General features: G+C 68.1%; 18 protein-coding genes. 12 read left to right on the top strand and 6 right to left on the bottom strand.

The window, feature by feature from the left end:
• The first annotated feature begins 101 nt into the window (after nucleotides 1-101).
• From ABDW59_RS09145 to ABDW59_RS09135, 3 genes are all read left to right on the top strand, one after another.
• Nucleotides 102-1,040: a LysR family transcriptional regulator gene (locus ABDW59_RS09145; protein WP_343629387.1), complete on the top strand. Its 939-nt coding sequence runs from the start codon at nucleotides 102-104 to the stop codon at nucleotides 1,038-1,040.
• A 108-nt stretch (nucleotides 1,041-1,148) separates the two neighbouring features.
• On the top strand, nucleotides 1,149-1,862 hold the full coding sequence (locus ABDW59_RS09140) for a Bax inhibitor-1/YccA family protein (protein WP_343629386.1): 714 nt from the start codon (nucleotides 1,149-1,151) through the stop codon (nucleotides 1,860-1,862).
• A 5-nt stretch (nucleotides 1,863-1,867) separates the two neighbouring features.
• Entirely contained in the window at nucleotides 1,868-2,305 is a 438-nt protein-coding gene (locus ABDW59_RS09135) for a hypothetical protein (RefSeq protein WP_343629385.1), read from the top strand.
• Nucleotides 2,306-2,366: 61 nt separating this feature from the next.
• Here the strand turns inward: ABDW59_RS09135 and ABDW59_RS09130 are convergent, their stop codons facing one another.
• The 3 genes from ABDW59_RS09130 to ABDW59_RS09120 form a co-directional block, all read right to left on the bottom strand.
• Nucleotides 2,367-3,008: a glutathione S-transferase gene (locus ABDW59_RS09130; RefSeq protein WP_343629384.1), complete on the bottom strand. Its 642-nt coding sequence runs from the start codon at nucleotides 3,006-3,008 to the stop codon at nucleotides 2,367-2,369.
• A gap of 67 nt (nucleotides 3,009-3,075) precedes the next feature.
• Nucleotides 3,076-3,588 carry a GNAT family N-acetyltransferase gene (locus ABDW59_RS09125; RefSeq protein ID WP_343629382.1) on the bottom strand — a complete coding sequence of 171 codons (513 nt, stop codon included), beginning with the start codon at nucleotides 3,586-3,588 and terminating at the stop codon, nucleotides 3,076-3,078.
• 81 nt (nucleotides 3,589-3,669) lie between these two features.
• Nucleotides 3,670-4,722 (bottom strand): Gfo/Idh/MocA family oxidoreductase, encoded by a 1,053-nt coding sequence (locus ABDW59_RS09120; protein ID WP_343629381.1) that lies wholly within the window; start codon nucleotides 4,720-4,722, stop codon nucleotides 3,670-3,672.
• A gap of 218 nt (nucleotides 4,723-4,940) precedes the next feature.
• Between ABDW59_RS09120 and ABDW59_RS09115 the strand changes: the two genes are divergently transcribed.
• The 3 genes from ABDW59_RS09115 to ABDW59_RS09105 all read left to right on the top strand — a co-directional run bounded on the left by ABDW59_RS09115 (nucleotide 4,941) and on the right by ABDW59_RS09105 (nucleotide 8,087).
• Nucleotides 4,941-7,130 (top strand): M3 family metallopeptidase, encoded by a 2,190-nt coding sequence (locus ABDW59_RS09115; RefSeq protein ID WP_343629380.1) that lies wholly within the window; start codon nucleotides 4,941-4,943, stop codon nucleotides 7,128-7,130.
• A gap of 130 nt (nucleotides 7,131-7,260) precedes the next feature.
• A complete protein-coding gene (locus ABDW59_RS09110) occupies nucleotides 7,261-7,923 on the top strand; it encodes a hypothetical protein (RefSeq protein WP_343629379.1) in 663 nt (220 codons plus the stop codon).
• Entirely contained in the window at nucleotides 7,920-8,087 is a 168-nt protein-coding gene (locus ABDW59_RS09105) for a hypothetical protein (protein ID WP_343629378.1), read from the top strand. Before ABDW59_RS09110 ends, ABDW59_RS09105 begins: the two co-directional genes overlap by 4 nt.
• A gap of 20 nt (nucleotides 8,088-8,107) precedes the next feature.
• Here ABDW59_RS09105 and ABDW59_RS09100 read toward each other — a convergent pair whose 3' ends face one another.
• Nucleotides 8,108-8,692 carry a DUF2242 domain-containing protein gene (locus tag ABDW59_RS09100; RefSeq protein WP_343629377.1) on the bottom strand — a complete coding sequence of 195 codons (585 nt, stop codon included), beginning with the start codon at nucleotides 8,690-8,692 and terminating at the stop codon, nucleotides 8,108-8,110.
• A gap of 149 nt (nucleotides 8,693-8,841) precedes the next feature.
• The gene (locus tag ABDW59_RS09095) at nucleotides 8,842-9,204 is read right to left on the bottom strand and encodes a hypothetical protein (RefSeq protein ID WP_343629376.1); all 363 of its coding nucleotides are present in this window, start codon (nucleotides 9,202-9,204) and stop codon (nucleotides 8,842-8,844) included.
• A gap of 221 nt (nucleotides 9,205-9,425) precedes the next feature.
• Between ABDW59_RS09095 and ABDW59_RS09090 the strand changes: the two genes are divergently transcribed.
• From ABDW59_RS09090 to ABDW59_RS09080, 3 genes are all read left to right on the top strand, one after another.
• On the top strand, nucleotides 9,426-9,626 hold the full coding sequence (locus ABDW59_RS09090; RefSeq protein ID WP_343629375.1) for a hypothetical protein: 201 nt from the start codon (nucleotides 9,426-9,428) through the stop codon (nucleotides 9,624-9,626).
• A 32-nt stretch (nucleotides 9,627-9,658) separates the two neighbouring features.
• A complete protein-coding gene (locus tag ABDW59_RS09085) occupies nucleotides 9,659-9,973 on the top strand; it encodes a BON domain-containing protein (protein WP_343629510.1) in 315 nt (104 codons plus the stop codon).
• A gap of 122 nt (nucleotides 9,974-10,095) precedes the next feature.
• The gene (locus ABDW59_RS09080) at nucleotides 10,096-10,527 is read left to right on the top strand and encodes a response regulator (protein ID WP_343629374.1); all 432 of its coding nucleotides are present in this window, start codon (nucleotides 10,096-10,098) and stop codon (nucleotides 10,525-10,527) included.
• Here the strand turns inward: ABDW59_RS09080 and ABDW59_RS09075 are convergent.
• Nucleotides 10,505-11,137, bottom strand: a complete 633-nt coding sequence (locus tag ABDW59_RS09075; protein ID WP_343629373.1) for a response regulator transcription factor — start codon at nucleotides 11,135-11,137, stop codon at nucleotides 10,505-10,507. The two genes, ABDW59_RS09080 and ABDW59_RS09075, sit on opposite strands and share 23 nt — an antisense overlap.
• 48 nt (nucleotides 11,138-11,185) lie before the next feature.
• Between ABDW59_RS09075 and ABDW59_RS09070 the strand changes: the two genes are divergently transcribed.
• The 3 genes from ABDW59_RS09070 (at nucleotide 11,186) to ABDW59_RS09060 (ending at nucleotide 15,786) form a co-directional block, all read left to right on the top strand.
• Nucleotides 11,186-12,613, top strand: coding sequence for a CHASE3 domain-containing protein (locus tag ABDW59_RS09070; protein WP_343629372.1), 1,428 nt, complete (start codon nucleotides 11,186-11,188; stop codon nucleotides 12,611-12,613).
• A 210-nt stretch (nucleotides 12,614-12,823) separates the two neighbouring features.
• The gene (locus ABDW59_RS09065; RefSeq protein WP_343629371.1) at nucleotides 12,824-13,270 is read left to right on the top strand and encodes a BON domain-containing protein; all 447 of its coding nucleotides are present in this window, start codon (nucleotides 12,824-12,826) and stop codon (nucleotides 13,268-13,270) included.
• Nucleotides 13,271-13,659: 389 nt separating this feature from the next.
• Complete coding sequence (locus ABDW59_RS09060) at nucleotides 13,660-15,786, top strand: esterase-like activity of phytase family protein (RefSeq protein ID WP_343629370.1); 2,127 nt, start codon at nucleotides 13,660-13,662, stop codon at nucleotides 15,784-15,786.
• The last annotated feature ends 36 nt before the right edge of the window (nucleotides 15,787-15,822 follow it).

The following is a 15,822-nucleotide window of genomic DNA, read 5'->3' as shown; positions in this document are numbered from 1 at the left end:
GTTCAGGAATCTGAACGAAAAAACCTTCAACAAAATCGTCTTAACTACCGTCTAAGCGAAGTTGGTTATCATCCCGCTTCGACTTTTTCGGAGGCCCCGCCATGTCCAACCTGAACTACCGTCATCTGCATTACTTCTGGGTCGTGGCCAAGGAGGGCGGTTTCGCCCGCGCGGCCGACCGTCTGGGCATGGCCGTGCAGACCATCAGCGCCCAAGTGCGCGAACTGGAGCGCTTCATGGGTTGCCAGCTCCTCAAGCCCGAGGGCCGCGGCCTGGTGTTGACCGAGGCCGGCCAAGCCGCCTTCAGCCGCGCCGAGGAGATCTTCCAGATCGGTCAGCTGATCCCGCACGAGGTGCACGAGGCCGCGACGCAGCGCGTGCAGCGCCTGTCGGTGGGTCTCTCGGACGGCCTGTCCAAGCTGGCGGCCCATGCGCTGCTGGCGCCGGTGCTGGATACGCCGCATCTGCGTCTGGTCTGCCACGAGGGCGAGGTCGATCAGCTGCTCGGCGAGCTGGCGCTGCATCACCTGGATCTGGTGCTCACCGACCAGCCCGCGCCGGTGAACCCGACGCTGCGCATCACCAGCCAGTTGCTGGCCAGCACGCCGGTGGACTGGTACGGCCCGGCCGTGCTGGTCGAACGCGCCAAGCGCTCGCCCAGCAAGGGCTTCCCGTACAACCTGGAGCAGCTGCCGGTGCTGCTCCCCACCCGCCACGCCTCGCTGCGCGCCGGGCTGGAGCGTTGGTTCGAGCAGCACCACATCCGCCCGCAGATCGTCGGCGAGTTCGAGGACAGCGCCCTGATGAGCGTCTTCGCGGCGCGCGGACTGGGCGTGTTCCCGGTCAGCCGGCTGGGCGCGGACGACTTGTCCATGATGTCCGGCTTGCACCTGCTGGGGCAGACCGAGGTGATGGAGGACGTCCACGCGATCTATTCCCGCCGCGGCCAGAACCACCCGCTGGTGTCCAAGCTCCTGGGCCGCCGCAGCACCGCCGCCGGCGAGGTGAGTATCGAGTCGGAAATTACTTCAGAAAATTGAGAAAGAAGCAGGTTTTTTGGAATCTATCGAGCCATTAAGGTCAGGGCCTCGTGCGCGCGCGAGCGCGCTCTCGTCCAACGGCTCAATCGGATCCAGGAGAACCTAGCCATGAGCGATTTCCAACGACAGCCGGCGTCCCCTTCGGCCTGGACGCCCGCCACTTCCTCGACGTCCCCCGGTGACGTCTTCAGCCAGCGCGGCGACGTCGCCCGCGTCCTGCGCAACACCTACGCGCTGCTGTCGATGACGCTGCTGTTCAGCGGCGCCGTCGCGGCCGCCGCGGTGGCCTTCAAGCTGCCCGCGCCGGGCATGATCCTGACGCTGATCGGCTACTTCGGCCTGCTGTTCGCGATCCACAAGACGCAGAACAGCGCGGCTTCGGTGCCGCTGGTGTTCGCGCTGACCGGTTTCATGGGCTACACCTTGGGGCCGCTGCTCAACGCCATCCTTGGTCTGCCCGGCGGCGCAACCACGATCGCTCTGGCGCTGGGCACCACCGGCGCGACCTTCCTGGTGCTGTCGGCCTACGTGCTGGCGACCAAGAAGGACTTCAGCTTCATGGGCGGCTTCCTGTTCGCCGGCATGATCATCGCGATCCTGGCGTCGCTGGCCAACATCTTCTTCCAGCTGCCGGCGCTGGCCATGGCCGTGTCGGGCGTGGTGGCGCTGCTGTCGGTGGGCATGATCCTGTTCGAGACCAGCCGCATCGTCAGCGGCGGTGAGCGCAACTACGTGATGGCCACCGTCAGCCTGTTCGTGTCGCTGTTCAACCTGTTCACCAGCCTGCTGAGCCTGTTCGGCTTCGCTGGCCGGGACGAGTAAGCGCCATGACCCAAGCCCCTGGCGACACGCGCCGCCGCGGCCTCGATCCGCTGAAGACGGCGCTCTGGAGCATCGCCGGTCTCCTCGCGCTGCTGTGGAGCGGCCTGGCCTGGGCCGCCGCCGCGGTGGTGCGATGGACGGTGGAGGCGCTGTCCACCGGACAGGCCGCCGAGCTGGGCAAGACCGCGGTGGAGTTCAAGTTCCCCGCCTGGCTGGAGCCCTTCCTCGACACCGGTCTGCTGAGCGCGCTGCAGGACCTGGCGCGTTGGGTGCTGGAGATGGCCGGACAAGGTGCGCCGCTCGCGGGCGCCGCGGTCGGCTGGCTGGTGCCGGTGGTCTGGGTGGGCTGGGCGTTGGGGCTGCTGACGCTGTTCGCGATCGCGGGTCTGCTGCATTTGGCGCTGCGCTCGCTGCCGCGCATCGGCGGGCCGGCGACGACCTGATCTGGCGAACGCGCATTGCACAGGGGGGCTCAGCCCCCCTTCTTCATGGCGGGTCGGATCCTCAGCCCGCGACCGGCTGCACGGTGCCGTCACCATGTGGCGCGGCCTGGAACTCGGGGAGCTGCTCGACGGCCGTCGCGTAGGCGATCAAGGAGGGCAGATCCTCCGCTGGCGGCAGCAGGTCCGGCACCATCTGCCGGACGAACTCCCAGGCCACGCCCACGCTGACGCCCGCCAGCCCGATCACATCGCGCTCGGCGGACAGCGGCGCCTTGCGCAGCTCGGCCTCCAGCTCCGTCAACGCCGCCCGCAGCTGACCCGTACAGCGATCCAGCCACGGCCCGTGCTGCTTGTCCTCGGGACGCAGCTGCTGCTCGTAGACCGCCTGCACGCTCTTGTCGCAGACGGCCATCGCCAGACCGATGATGCGCAGCGCGCGGCGCAGATTCGGATCGCTGGGCGGCAGCAGCGGCCGTCCCGGCGACAGCGCCTGCGCGTACTGCAGGATCAGCGTCGAATCCATCAGCACGGTCCCGTCCTCGCAGACGAAGCTCGGCGCCTTGACCACCGGATTGATGCGGCTGAATTCGTCGAAGGTCCGGAACACCGACAGCGAGCGGTGCTCGAAGTGCAGCCCGAGCAGCAGCATCGAGATCGCCGTGCGGCGGACGTAGGGGGAGTCGAGCATGCCGATGAGCTGCATGGCGGTACCTCGTTCGATGAAGAAGAAATCGGAAGCGATCAGGTAGGAGGCGGTCGGGCGTTCTCGCTCAAGGCGCGGCGACGGTGAATCGGTAGAGGCAGCACTCGTCCTCGTGTAGCGTCCGCACTTCGCGGGCGATGTCGCCGGCCGCGTGCGCGCGGATCACGCCGGGCCAGAACTGCGCGGCGGGCGTATTGGCCATCAGGTGATAGACCTCCCAACGTCCGGGAAAGCGGCTCAGCACCTCGCCGGCGGCGCGCGCCGCCAGTCCGTGGCCGCGATAGCCGCGCGCCAGGAAGAAGTAGCCCATGTTGTGGTCGGCGTCCGGGTGCTCGCACTCGGCGTCGACGACCGCGAAACCGGCCAGCTCCCCATCGACCTGGATCATGAACGGGTGCACGTCCGGCTGCGCCCAGTACGGCGCCTTGGGCCGCAGCTGATAGCGGCCCTCCGGCGCGAACGCGACCGGCGTCCACTCGCTCAGGTCGTAGTTGTAGAACTGCATGAGGTTCTCGATGCGCGGCAGGTCGTCGGGCGTGGCGCGGCTCAGGCTGAGCGCCGGGTCGGGCAAGGTCTCCATGGTCGTTCTCGTCTTGTCTCTCGTGGTTGTTCTTGTCGGCGGATCTCTACGGATCTCTGTGGATTCGGTGGGCTCGTGCCCTCAGGCGGGCGCGGGGAACGCCTCGTCGAAGGCGTAGCGCACGCCGGCCAGCGCCCGGATGCGGTCCATCCAGCCCAGCACCGCCAGCGTCTCCGCATGCGGCACGACCGGGCTTTCGATCTCGCCGGCGCGGGCGCAGCGCATGGTCTCGCGGATCTCGCCCTCGAAGCCGTTGATCTCGAAGGGGCGCTCCAGGGTCTCGGGGGTGCCGCGCGCCGGCAGCAGCTGCACGCGGGTCGCTTCCCAGAAGGTCTCGGGCAGGACGATGGCGCCCAGCTCTCCCAACACCTGCATCGAGTTGGGCGCATAGCTGTCGATGGCGCAGACGAACTGTGAGGTCAGCCCGTCGCCGAAGTCCAGCGTCACCGCGAGTCGCGCATCCACGCCCGTCGGCGCGAGCTTCGCCCGCACGTCCAGATCCGCCAGCGGCGGCACCTCGCCCAGCGCGTGCTGCAGCATCCAGCGCGTCGCGGTCAGGTTGTAGACGCCGACGTCCAGCAGCGCGCCGCCGGCCAGCGCCGGATTGAAGATGCGACCGTCGGGGTCGTAGGGCGCGGGGAAGCAGAAGCTCGATTGCATGCCGCGCAGCGCGCCGATGCGGCCCTCGCGCAGCCAGGTCGCGACCTCGGCATAGGCCGGCAGGAAGCGCGTCCACACGGCTTCCATCAGGAAGGCGCGGTGCTCGCGCGAGGCCTCGACGAGTCGACGCCCCATCGCCTGATTCGGCACCAGCGACTTCTCGCACAGCACCGCCTTGCCGGCGCGCAGCGCGGCCAGGACGTAATCGAAATGCTGCCCATGTGGCGTGGCGACATAGACGCCGTCCACGGCCGGGTCGCTCATGACCGCCGCGGGGTCGGTGTGCGCGAGCGCGGGCGCCTCGTCGGGGCGGGACCAGCGATCGGCGAACTGCTGCGCGCGGTGGGCGTCGCGGCCGCAGACCGCATGCAGGCGGCAGCCGTCCAGGCGTGCCACCGCGTCGGCGAAGCGGTGCGCGATGGCGCCGGGGCCGATCACGGCCCAGTGAAAGGTGCGGGAGGTGGAATCGGACATCGGGACGATGCTAATCGTCCGCGTGCGCGGCATCGGCCCCCGCGGGGGCGACTAGGGTAGACCCGGGGTCGGGCATGTCCGGGGCGGACGGCGCCCGTGGCGACCGTCGGGACGGGGTGCCATCGGCTAAGGTGGCGGCCTTGCAAAAATAGATCGTCCGCACCGGCGGGCCGCATCCCATGAGGATTCCCTTCGTCCTGGCCGCTACCGTGGCCCTCGTGAGCGCCACACTCCCCGCGCTGGCCCAGAACAACGGCGCTTCCGCCGCCCCCGCTTCCCAGAACGCAGCCGCCGCCGCCGGCGACGCCGAGGCGCCGAGCGCCGTCAATCTGCTGCTTGCGCCGAGCACGCTGCCGCTGCAGTACCCGCCCTTCGACAGGATCCGCGACGCCGACATCGGCCCCGCGCTGGACCAGGGCATGGCCGAGCAGCTGTCCGAGGTCAACGCCATCGTCGACAACCCGGCCGCGCCGAGTTTCGAGAACACCATCCTCGCGCTGGAGCGCGGCGGCCGCACGCTGGGCCGCGCCTACACGCTGCTGTCCAGCCTGACCGGCGCCGACGCCAACCCCGCGCGTCTGAAGCTGCAGGCTGATTACGCGACCAAGCTGGCCGCGCATCGCGATGCGATCGCGCTCAATCCCAAGCTGTTCGCGCGCGTCGAGGCGCTCTATCAGCAGCGCGCGACGATGAACCTGGGCGCGCAGGAACAGCGCCTGGTCGAGCGCCATTACAACCAGCTGCTGCGTGCCGGCGCCAAGCTGGACGAGGCCGGCAAGGCCCGCATGAAGGCGATCAACGGCGAGCTCGCGCAACTGGGGGCGCGCTTCAACCAGAACGTGCTGGCCGAGGTGAACGACTCGGCAGTCGTCGTCGACAGCGCTTCCGAGCTGGCCGGTCTGAGCGAGGAGCAGATCAGCGCCGCGGCGGCCGCCGCGAAGACGCGCGGGCTGGAGGGCAAGTACGTCATCGCGCTGCTGAACACCACCGGCCAGCCGGTGCTGTCGCAGCTGGAGAACCGCGCGCTGCGTCAGCGCATCTATGAGACCTCGATCGCGCGCGGCTCGCGCGGCAACGCCTACGACAACACCGGGCTGGTGTCGCGCGTGCTGACGCTGCGCGCCGAGCGCGCGCGCCTGCTGGGCTTCGCCACGCATGCGGACTTCGTGCTCAAGGACGAGACCGCGCAGAGCGTGTCCGCGGTCAACGCGATGCTGCGCCAGCTGGCGCCCGCGGCTGAGAACGCCGCGCGCCGCGAGGGCGGCGAGTTGCAGGCCATGATCGATCGCGAGCAGGCCGCCAAGCGGCAGCCCTCGTTCAAGCTGGCGGCCTGGGATTGGAGCTTCTACAGCGAGAAGGTGCGCGCCGCCAAGTACGGCTTCGACGAGTCGCAGCTCAAGCCGTACCTGGAGATGAAGAACGTGCTGGAGAACGGCGTGTTCTACGCGGCCGGTCAGCTGTACGGGCTCAAGTTCAAGCAGCGCCGCGACCTGCCGGTGTACCAGCCGGACGTGCTGGTCTATGACGTGTTCAACGCGGACGGCTCGCAGCTGGCGATCTTCATCGCCGACATGTACGCGCGGCCGTCCAAGCGCGGTGGCGCGTGGATGAACGCCTACGTCGACCAGAGCGGGCTGCTGAACCAGAAGCCGGTGGTGGCGAATCACCTGAACATCCCCAAGCCCATGGACGGCAAGCCCACGCTGCTCACCTGGGACGAGGTGAACACGATGTTCCACGAGTTCGGCCATGCGCTGCATGGGATGTTCTCGAACGTGAAGTACCCGAGCATGGCCGGCACCAAGGTGCCGCGCGATTTCGTCGAGTACCCGTCGCAGGTGAACGAGATGTGGGCTGACTGGCCGAGCATCCTGTCCAACTACGCCAAGCATTACAAGACGGGCGAGCCGATGCCGCGCGCGCTGCTGGACAAGGTGCTGGCAGCCAAGCAGTTCAACCAGGGCTTTGCGACGACGGAGTACCTGAGCGCGGCGATGCTGGACCAGCGCTGGCATCAGCTGCCGCTGGAGCAGATCCCGGCGGCGGACGGCGTGATGGACTTCGAGGCCAAGGCGCTGCGCGAGGAGGGCTTCGATTACGACGCGGTGCCGCCGCGTTATCGCACCCCCTACTTCAGCCACATCATGGGCGGCTACGCGGCGGGCTATTACGCCTACGTGTGGTCGGAGGTGCTGGACGCCAACACGGTGCAATGGTTCAAGGCCAACGGTGGTCTGAAGCGCGAGCTGGGCGACGCCTTCCGCGCGAAGCTGCTGTCGCAGGGTGGCAGCCAGGACGCGCTGTCGATGTTCCGCGCGGTGGTCGGCCACGAGCCGCTGATCCAGCCGCTGCTGGAACGTCGCGGACTGGTGCTGGACAAGGGCGAGAAAGCCAAGCCGACGAAGTGATCCAGGAAGCGGTCAGCCGCTTGACCGCGACAAGTCAGAGGGGCGTCCACAAGGACGCCCTTTTGTTATTCACCGAATCGAACGACATCCCGAGACTGCCGGCCTCCCATGTGAGACGAGGTGGTACGAGATGGATGAAGTGACGAGGAAGTGGTTTGACCCGAGCACCGTGAAGGTGATGCGGAGCCCGGAGTTGGAGGGGTGGCGCACCGACGCCGAGTTGGCGAGGCTCTCCGGAGCGCCAAGAGACAGTCGCCTGGAAGTGACGGTCCTCGACGGCGGAGCAATTCAGCTCAAGGCGATCAATGATCGCTTGCTTGAAGAGCCGCTGGTTCGGCTGGTGAGGCAGGAAGCGGACGGCTATGTCTTCCAGATCCTGAACGCGAGCTTCGTGTTGCAGGCGGAGTTTCGATTTCTGGGCATCGGCCCGCGCAGCGTCGCGATCGAGCTGCTGGAAGCGAAGAGCTTCGGAAGCATCAGCAAGGTCATCGTCCATGCCGTCGGCGACCGGTCGACATGGACGGGGAGCAACGCGATGAACGGTTACTACGTGTGGCCGCTCATTGGCTTCAACGCGCCGTTGCCAGAGCGGCTCCGCGAGCATCCTGAGCTGCCTTCTTGCTGCCGCGGGATTGAGACAATGGCAGGCCTGATGTCTACTTGTGAGGGTGAGAGGTTCTGGCTCGAGCACGGCGAGTCGATCCGGCTGGAGTTCTCGTTGGCAGATGGTTCAGAAAGCTGGACGCGTTTTCATCACTACGTCGGGCAGCGCAACATTCGGGTGACGGCATGAACAGAGACGACATCGCACGGCGGGCTATCCGTCCAGTTTCGGATGATGATTTTTGGAAGCTTGTGGAGAAGCATCACGGTCCGCTGAAGGAGTTGGCCTGTGACGACCCTGTTTCCGAGGAGCGCATCAAGGCGTTCAGAAGCCAGGGTGGCGCTGACCGCTGACCGCTGCGGCGGGCGGTGTCTCAGCCGCCCGTCTTCTCACTCTCACGCGCTTCCTCCGCCCCCTGCTCCTTGAGCAGCCGCTGCATCAACGCGAAGAACCGGTCGTAGAACTGTCCGGCCGGGATGGTTTCGGAGGCCACCTTCACCAGCGACTCCGAGGTCGACGACAGCGGCACCGAGATCGATCCGATCGCGCTCACGCCCAGGCTCGTGGAGTTGGAGCTGCGCTTGACGTTGTAGCGGTCCTGCAGCGCTGACACGTAAGCGGTCGCGATCTTGCCGCCGCCCCCTTCGGGCACGCACACGATGTTGAAGTTGATCTCCACGTGCACGTCCGCTTCCGGCTGGAAGCGCTTCGCGCCGGTGATGGACGAGGCCGACGCCGTGTTGATGATGTAGCCCTGGCTCAGCAGCGCGCGCCGCGCCGCCTCGCAGGTCTCCTCGACGCTGGCATCGAACAGCCGCGAGTAGGTCTCATCCGATTGGAAGCGCTCGTTCAGGTAGACCGAGTTCTTGCGTGCCGCCTTCGCGTCGCTGCCGAAGGTGCCGCAGCCGCTCAGCGCCAGCGCCGCAGCGGCGCATATCGCCAGACAGGCGGCGCGCATCGCGAAGCGGCGTGGATGACGGCTTGTGGAGCGGCGTGGAAGCCGGGTCGGGGAAGAAGGAAAGTCGGAAGAGGAGCGTCGGATCATGCGTCGTCGGGCCCCCGCAGGGCCAACGCCGGATTATCCGCGTCCAGGCTGTCCAGGAGCCGTCAATGGCCCGGTTGTGCGGTCAGCAGCGTCTTCCACTCGCCGTCGACGCAAGTCAGCATGCGTCGCGCGTGGCCGGGGCAACGGTGCCAGTGCTCGGTCGCGGCCGACAGCAGCGCCGGCCAGTAGGGCTGGTCGCCCTCGCAGCGGCTGCGCGGGATCACCAGCGCCAGTTCCTGTTCGTCGGCCAAGCCATCGGGGGCGATGAAATCCAGTCGTGCCCTCACCACCACCGTCAGCGGCGTGGACAGGAGCAACTCGGCATTCACGCCGTGCGTGGGACGGAAATCGGGGGCTGCCGGCGCCGGACTCGGCGCAATCGTCGGCGCAATCTTCGGCGCCACCGGGGAAGCAATCAGGGTCATGGTCGTCTCGTTCTGAATCTTGCCCGCATCCTAGGCAGCCCCTGTGCCCGATCCTGTCGGGCCCTCCCGCTAGCCCCTGTAGGACAAAGCCCCATTCCCCCGCGCGCCGGCCCCATGGCCGCTTGTCCTACAACACATCGCGGATGCGGACGACAGGCCCGCATGTTCGGCATACGTAGAGTGGATTCCAGCGCGCCACGGGGCGCCCAAGGAGCCAAGAGATGGGATTCGCCGACCACAGTTCCCTCAGCCTGTTCGCCCAGGATGCCGAGTGCCAAGTCCAATGGACCGCCCTCGCTGAAAACGACCCGATGCTGGGCCTGGAAGCGGCGCTGCCCTATCTCTTGGATCACGCCCCCGCGACGTTCGCAGAACCGGCCCAGGCCGTCGTGGCGATGCACCGCCACGCCGCGAGCGCCTGAGCCTCACCACCACTCCAAGGAGATTCGACATGATGATCCGTGCCACCGTTCTTGCCCTGGCCACCGCGCTGGGCGCCATCACCCTGCTGCCGGGCTGCGCGGTCACGCGCGGTCAGTCCTCCGTCGGCGAATACGTCGACGACGCCGGCATCACCGCGTCCGTGAAGTCCAAGTTCGTCGAGAACAAGGCCGTCGACGCGACCTCGATCCACGTCGAGACGCTGCAAGGCGAGGTGATGCTGTCCGGCTTCGCCAAGAACGCCGACGAGAAGGCCAGCGCCGAGCGCCTGGCTCGCGAGGTCAAGGGCGTGAAGCGCGTCAAGAACGAGATCGCCATCCGCAACTGACGCGGCTCGCGATTCCGAAGCGTCCGGTCGGCGGCCAGTGCCCGCCGGCCAGGCGCCCCGCGCGAACGGACGAACTGCCTCGTGCATGACGCCCGCTCGCGCGCCGTTGTTTCTGAAGTGCCATGGAAGTCCAGCCCGCCAGCGCCGCCCTGACCTGCTTCCTCGTCGAGGACAACGCCGTCATCCGGGAGAACCTGGTGGCGACGCTCGAGGAGATGGTGGATCTGCGCGTGCTCGGCCATGCGGTCGACGAGGGGGGCGCGCTGCGCTGGCTCTCGGGCGAGCACCCCGGCTGCGACCTGCTGATCATCGACATCTTCCTGGCGCAGGGGACCGGGCTGAACGTGCTGCGCGCGGCAGGCGAGCAACTGCCGGACGCGCATCGCGTCGTGCTCAGCAACTACGCCACGCCGGACATGCGTCAGCGCTGTCTCGCGCTGGGGGCCCACAAGGTCTTCGACAAGTCCGCGGAGCTCGAGGATCTGCTGGCCTATTGCACCGGCCTGGCCGATGCGGCGACGCGCGATGCGGCTACTCGATCAGCCCGTTCTTGAGGGCGTAATAGGTCAGCTCGCTGTTGGTGTTGAGCGCCAGCTTCTCGAGCACCCGCGACCGGTAGGTCGACACCGTCTTCACGCTCAGCGACATGCCGTCGGCGATGTGGCCGACGGTCTCGCCGCGCGCCAGGCGCAGGAAGACCTGCAGTTCGCGCTCGGACAAGGTGTCATGCGGGGCCTGGTCGGGCGAGGCGCCCAATCCTTCGGCCAGCAGTTCGGCCACCGCCGGCGTGATGTACTTGCGGCCGCGGAACACCGTGCGGATCGCCGTGGCGATCTCTTCCGGGTCACATTCTTTGTTCAGATAGCCGCTGGCGCCCTGGCGAAGCAGCGTGGTCGCGTAGTGCGTCTCCGGGAAGCCGCTCAGGATGAGCACCGGGAGCTCCGGCTTGCGGGCCTTGATGGCGGCCAGCGTCTCGACGCCGTTCTGGTCGGGCAGCGACAGGTCCATGAGCATCACGTCGAGCTCGCCGGCGCGGACCAGGTCCAGCGCCTCGCGCCCGGAGCCGGCTTCGCCGGTCACGCGCAGGTCGACCTGCTCCGAGAGGAATTGGCGCAGTCCGGCGCGGACAATCGCGTGGTCGTCGACGATGGCGATTCGGATCATGGTGGCGATGGTCAAGTGAAGAGCGTATCGCTCGAGGGAGTGTAGAGGATGAGCCTGAAGGACACCGTCACGAACCTGGGCCGCAAGACCTGGGCCTTGCCGCTGGGCTTGTTCGTGGCCCTGCTGATGATCCTGATCAGCGAGCTGGCCTACTTCGGCGCTGTCTCGCAGATGGACCGTCTGGACACGCTGGGCCGCGCCCGCATGGAACTGCTGCGGCTGATGGCCCGGGTGACCGACGCCGAGTCAGGGCAACGGGGATTCCTGATCACCGGGCGCGCGGAATACCTGGATCCTTACCGATTCGCCGCCGAAGATGCCTCCCAGGGCCTGAACGCCTTGCAGCGCATGTACGGGCAGGTCGGCGCCGCCGACGCTCAGCACCGCAGCAAGGAGATCGCCACCGCCGTGGGCGCCAAGCTCAGCGAGCTGCAGGAGGTGCTCAAGCTCTATGAGAGCGGCCGTCCGGAGGCGGGGCGCGAGCTCATGATGACCGACATCGGCCGCGACCAGATGGAGCAGATCCGGCGCCGCAGCGCGGAGCTGCTGGCCGACGAGAACGCCCGCATTGCCATGGGGACCGGTCAGGTCTACGACACGCTGATGCTCAGCCGGATCGGCGTGTCGGGGATGACGCTGCTGAGTTTGCTGGTGTTCGTGCTCTTCCTGCGCAAGAGCCGCGCCCTGGACGTGCAGCGCGCCGAGCAGCAGGAGGAGATGCGCGCCGAGCGCGACCGGCTCGAGGTCGAGGTGGGCCGCCGCACGGCCGAGCTGACGCAATTGGCCCGCCATCTGCAGACCGCGCGCGAGGATGAGCGCGCCCGGCTGGCCCGTGACCTGCACGACGAGCTGGGCGCGCTGCTGACCGCGGCCAAACTGGACGTCGCGCGGATGCGGCCCAAGCTGCAGGTCGAGGCGCCGGACCTGATGCAGCGGCTCAGCCATCTGACGGAGACGCTCAACAGCGGCATCGCGCTCAAGCGCCGCATCATCGAGGACCTGCGGCCGTCGACGCTGGATCAGCTCGGCCTGGTGCCGGCGCTGGAGATCCTGTGCCGCGAGACTTCCGAGCGGCTGGGCGTTCCCATCGAATTGGCGCTGGATCCGGCGGTGAAGCTGCCCGCCAGCGCGCAGCTCACGGCCTTCCGGCTGGTGCAGGAGGCGTTGACCAACATGGCCAAGTACGCGCATGCGACGCAGGCCACGGTGACGCTCAAGCGCGAGTACGCGCAGGCGCTGGTGTGCGTGACGGACAACGGCCAGGGCTTTGATCCGGCGCGGATGACGATGGGGTCGCATGGGCTGCTGGGGATGCGCTTTCGGGTGGAGGCTGAACGCGGCCAGCTGCAGCTGCACAGCGCGCCGGGTCAGGGGACCGAGGTGCGCGCCTGGCTGCCGCTCAAGGCCGAGGATCGGGATGAGGCGGAGATCCCGCGCATCGACTTCCCGATGCCCGGCATACCGCCCGGTCCGTGAGCGGGAGAGGGCGTGGTAGCGCCGGCGGTTTGGGCCGTAGGCGCGGTCCTACGGCGGGGCGGGACGCGGGGCGACTGCGGCTTCCGGCGCCAGCCGACCCGCGGCATGCGGCGACCTGCCTAGAGTCAAGGACATGGACCGGAGGGACCGCGAGGACCGCCAGGTCTACCTGACGTCCTCTTGCACCCCAGCACCCGAAAGGAGCCTGCCATGCAACACACGAATCGCCCCCATTCCCTGGCCCTGCTGCTGCCCGCCGTGGTGGCCGCCGTCGCCCTGGCCGCCTGCGGCCGTGAAGATGACGACCGCACCGCCGGTCAGCGTCTGGACGACGGCATCGCCAAGATGGAGCAGAAGTCCGACCAGGCCGCGGCCGAGACCCGCCAAGCCGCCGACGACATGGGCAAGAAGATGGAGCGCGCCGCCGACAAGGCCGGTGTCGCCGTCGACGACGCCCAGATCACCACCGCCATCAAGACCGCGCTGGCCGGCGATCCCAAGCTGAGCGCGCTCGACGTCAAGGTCGAAACCGAGCACGGCCATGTGACCCTGGACGGCAAGGCGCCGGACCTGGCCGCGCGCGACCGCGCCGGCTCGATGGCGCTGGCGACCAAGGGCGTCCAGTCCGTCAACAACCGCATCAAGGTCAGCGGCTGATCCTCCTCTGCATCCGCTGACCGGGGCCCCGGGTCGCGCCTTCACCGCGCGACGCCGGGGCTTTCTGTTTTCTTTCCCCGTACTGCGCGCTCCGCCTTCCCTGCTCACTCTTCCCCTCTTACCTCTTACCTCTCTCTTCCCCCCTCTCTCTTCCCCCCTCTCTCTCTCTCTCTCTGCGTCTTGCCCCCTCGCCCGCTTGCGGGAGAGGGCTGGGGAGAGGGTCTTCGAGAGGTCTCCAAGAGGTCTTCGAGAGCCGGTCTCCATGTCACCTCCCTGTCTCTTTATTGCCGCTGCGTGAAGCGCCTTCACGCCGCTGTCACGCCGCATCCTTAGCGTGCCGCCCTGTCCGGCGTTGGGCCGGGACCCACAAGAAGCGAGACGAGAACGACATGAGGACCTTGCCCCCCACCGGCGCCCGCCGCCTGAGCCTGTCCCTGCTGGCCGCCGCCAGCGCCGCCGCGCTGAGCGCCTGCGGCGGTGACGACAGCATCGACACCACGCCCGCCAAGACCGCGATCTCCGCGCGCCTGGTCGATGCGCCGGTCGAGGGCGTGAGCTACTCGGCCAAGCCGAGCGGCGCCTCCGGCAAGACCGGCGCGGGCGGCCTGTTCCCCTGCATGGCCGACGACACGGTGACCTTCACCGTCGGCGGCGTCACGGTGGGCAGCGCCAAGTGCGTGGCCGACATCGCCGTGGCCGATCTGGCCGGCACCACCGCGCTGACCGACGCCGCGCTGCAGAACCGCCTGGTCTTCCTGCAAGCCCTGGACGAGGACGACGATCCCACCAACGGCATCGCCATCCCTGCCGCCGTCAGCACCGCGCTGGCCGGCAAGACCCTGGACTTTGCCGCCGCGCCGGCCGCCTTCGACACCGCCTTCTCCGCGCTGCTGCCCGCCACGCAGAACGACGCCTACGGCCAGCCCTACTCGGCCCGCGCGATGAGCGCCACCCGCCGCGCCGCCGCGGTCGAGCATTACGAATCGACGCTGGCCACGCTGCTCGGCAAGACCGAGACCAGCAGCTCCAGCCAGGACACCGCCGGCGGCGCCGTCGCGATCACCAAGTTCCAGGTGCGCGCCGCCGACAGCCAGTACGTGCCCTACGAGGGCGCCAACGCCGACGCCAAGAAGGACTTCCCCAAGGGCTTCTATCCGGCGCTGGGCTCCGGCCTGGCCTACAAGGGCAAGAACGCCGACGGCGCGATGGAGTTCTACGCCATCACCGACCGCGGCCCCAACGGCGACAGCCCGAGCGCGCCGCGCCCGGACACCGGCGCGGTGGTCAGCACCAAGATGTTCCCCGCGCCCAGCTTCGCGCCATCCATCGGCGTGATCACGCTGGCCAAGACCGGCGCGGCCATCACCGCGCTCAATCCGCTGAAGAACGCCGACGGCTCCAAGGTCACCGGCCGTCCGCTGCCCTTCGGCGCCGTGGGCTCCAGCGCCGAGGTGCCGCTCAACGACGCGCTCAAGTACGACAACGCCAAGGCCGGCTTCGACGCCAACGGCCTGGACAGCGAAACCCTGATCTGGGACGCCGCCAACAAGGTGTTCTGGACCTCGGACGAGTACGGCCCCTTCATCGTCAAGATCGACGCGACCACCTTCCAGGTCATCAAGCGTTATGCGCCCGGCACGACCGCGGGCAGCCTGCCCGACGTGCTGAAGCACCGCCGTCCCAACCGCGGCATGGAAGGCCTGGCGATGGACACGGCCAGCGGCAAGCTGCACGGCTTCCTGCAGAGCCCCATCGACCCGGTGGACGGCGCCGGCAAGAGCATCGAGGTCGTCGACACCAGCGACATGGACCAGGACGGCAAGAACAACGACAAGGTGAAGGTGCGTGACTTCGCCCAGTTCGCGCGCTGGATCGAGTTTGATCCCAAGACCGAGACCTCCAAGCTCTACGCCTATCCGCTGAGCTATCCGCTCGCGGCCAAGGGCGGCAAGTGGGACCGCAATCGCACCGGCAGCGCCAAGCTGGGCGACCTGGTGTCGCTGGGCAACGGCAAGTTCATCGTCATCGAACAGGGCGCCGATTCCACGGGCGCGGTGCGCAATTTCCTGATGCTGGTCGAGATCCCCGCCACGGCGACCGAGATCACCGCCATCGGCACCGAGCTGGAGAAGAACAGCATCGACGGCGTGACCGCCTCGGCGGTGAGCTGGGCCGACGTGGTCAAGCTCAAGAAGACCGTGCTGCTGGACCTGAACGCCGCCGGCTGGAAGGCCGAGAAGGCCGAGGGTCTGGCCGTCGTCGACGCCAACACGCTGGCGCTGGTCAATGACAACGACTTCGGCCTGAAGTCCACGCTGGTGGACGCCAAGGGCAAACCAGTCGCGGGCGACCCGACCGAGTGCACCGTCGACGTCAACGGCGTGATCCTGCAGGATGGCAGCTGCGCCGCCGGCGCCGTGACGGCGCGGGTGACGCGAGGCAACGAGGTCGACCGCCTGACGCGGCTGTGGCTGTTCAAGTTCCCGAAGGCGCTCAGCACTTTCAGTGCGCAGTGAGCGGGAAAGGCCGGGGCTGGCCCCGGCCGGGTCGCC

This window comes from Roseateles sp. (genome assembly GCF_039595295.1).
In the GTDB taxonomy this organism is placed as follows: Bacteria; Pseudomonadota; Gammaproteobacteria; order Burkholderiales; family Burkholderiaceae_C; genus Roseateles.
This window is presented reverse-complemented; position numbering and strand designations above follow the sequence as displayed.